This window comes from Mycobacterium sp. TH-M15, assembly GCF_057473705.1.
Map to the genome: position 1 here is coordinate 1 of NZ_JBYCLB010000602.1, position 2,233 is coordinate 2,233.

At 69.1% G+C, this 2,233-nt stretch carries 2 protein-coding genes and 1 pseudogene; all 3 read right to left on the minus strand.

The window, feature by feature from the left end:
• Positions 1-386: hypothetical protein (locus AC2VNT_RS14805; RefSeq protein WP_486947575.1), on the minus strand; the 386-nt coding region annotated here is incomplete at its 3' end.
• A 265-nt stretch (positions 387-651) separates the two neighbouring features.
• Entirely contained in the window at positions 652-2,055 is a 1,404-nt protein-coding gene (locus AC2VNT_RS14810) for a class II fumarate hydratase (protein ID WP_486947576.1), read from the minus strand.
• A gap of 33 nt (positions 2,056-2,088) precedes the next feature.
• Positions 2,089-2,233, minus strand: a pseudogene (locus AC2VNT_RS14815) (fructose-bisphosphatase class II); the annotation flags it as partial.

Below are 2,233 nucleotides of genomic sequence, written 5' to 3' on the forward strand. Positions count from 1 at the left end.
ATCTCGGCCAGCTTGCGCAGCTCGTCCTCGAACTCCCCGGTGTTGTGGTAGTTCATCTGCAGCAGGTCCGCGGACGCCAGCCGGGCGGCGACGATCCCCCCGCCGTCGCTGAGGTTCCAGACCACGAAGTGCGACGGGGTGCGCACCGACCGCACGGTCAGCAGCCGGGTCACCGACGGCGTCAGCTGCCGGCCGGAGCAGATCACGATCACGTCGCCCTCGGCGGGGCGCTCGTCGAGCAGTTCGCTGAGGTCGTCGTCGGCGCGCAGGTTGATGACGTCGGCCACGCCGAAACGCTGCAGCTGCGTCCGGATGTGTTCGCTCAGATCGTCGGGGACGTCGTCGGAGTGCGCGCGCTGCCAGGCGTCGACGATTATTCCGTGCATGCGGGCCCGACTACGCCGACTCGTGGCGGGCGGTTGCGGCGACGGTCGGCGTGGTCAAGGTTGGGCCTTTCCGGCTCCGGCAGGGAGGTCGCACCCGAGGTCGCACGTGCCGTTCGTGCGCCGAGCATGCGGGGACGTGATCGACTCGCGTGGGCGGGCTCACTCGTCGGGGGGCGACGTAACCGTGCCAATATAGCCCAGCCCGCTATCCACGACGACTAGCGCGGCGCGCTGCGCTGGGCCGATGCGGTCGAAGTGAGCTAGATCACGATTTTCGATCGTCGACCTTGGCCATCGCCAGCACGTCCAGCCGCTTGTCGAGTTCGGCCTCGGAGAGCTTCTCACCGATCAGGCCGCGGTCGATCACCGTCTGCCGGATCGTCTTGCGCTCCTTGAGCGCCTGCTTGGCCACCGCGGCGGCTTCCTCGTAGCCGATCGCCGAGTTCAGCGGGGTGACGATCGACGGCGACGACTCGGCGAGCTGGCGCAGGTGCCCGACGTTGGCGGTGAGCCCGACGATGCACCGGTCGGCGAAGAGTCGGGACACGTTTGCCAGCAGGGTGACGGACTCCAGCAGGTTGCGGGCCATCATCGGGATGTAGACGTTCAGCTCGAAGGCGCCGCCGGCGCCGCCCCAGGCGATCGCCGCGTCGTTGCCGACCACCTGAGCGGCCACCTGGGTGACCGCCTCGGCCAGCACCGGGTTCACCTTGCCGGGCATGATCGAGCTGCCCGGCTGCAGGTCCGGCAGGGCGATCTCGCCCAGCCCGGTCAGCGGCCCCGATCCCATCCAGCGGACGTCGTTGGCGATCTTGGTCAGCGACACCGCGATGGTGCGCAGCGCCCCGGATGCCTCGACCAGTCCGTCGCGGGCGGCCTGGGCCTCGAAGTGGTTGGCCGCACAGCGCAGCTCGGTGACGCCGGTCTTGGCCACCAGGGCGGCCACGACTTTGACGTCGAAGCCGTCGGGGGCGTTGAGGCCGGTGCCCACCGCGGTCCCGCCGATCGCCAGCTCACCGAGCCGGGGCAGGCAGGCGTGCACTCTTTCTATCCCGGCCGCCATCTGCCGGGCGTAGCCGGAGAACTCCTGGCCCAGGGTGACCGGGACGGCGTCCATCAGGTGGGTGCGGCCGGATTTGACCACGGTGCGCCACTCGTCGGCCTTGCCGGCCAGCGCGTCGTGCAGCACCTGCAGGGCCGGGATCAGGTCGCGCACCGCGGCCTCGGTGGCCGCTAGGTGGGTGGCGGTCGGGAAGGTGTCGTTGGACGACTGGGACATATTCACGTCGTCGTTGGGGTGCACCGTGACCCCGTTGGCCGCCGCGATCGAGGCGATCACCTCGTTGGTGTTCATGTTCGAGCTGGTGCCCGAGCCGGTCTGGAAGACGTCGATCGGGAACTGGTCGTCGTGCTGGCCGTCGGCGATCTCGGCGGCCGCGGCGATGATCGCGCCGGCCTTCTCCTGCGAGAGCAGCCCCAGCTCGGCGTTCACCTGGGCGCAGGCGCCCTTCAGTAGGCCCAACGCCCGGATCTGGGTGCGTTCCAGGCCACGGTGTGAGATCGGGAAGTTCTCCACCGCGCGCTGAGTCTGGGCCTGCCACAACGCTTTCGCCGGCACCCGGACTTCGCCCATGGTGTCGTGCTCGATGCGGTACTCGGTTTCGGTCATCGGATTTGGTCCTCGCTTGACGGTCAGGGCTGGTCAGGGCAGGGTATCGGCGGCGCTGGAGTCGCCGGTGATGTCGACGGCGGAGTATTCGTTGAGTTGCGACAGCCGGTGGTAGGCCTCGATCATCCGGACGGTGCCGGACTTCGACCGCATCACGATCGACTGGGTGGTGCAGCCG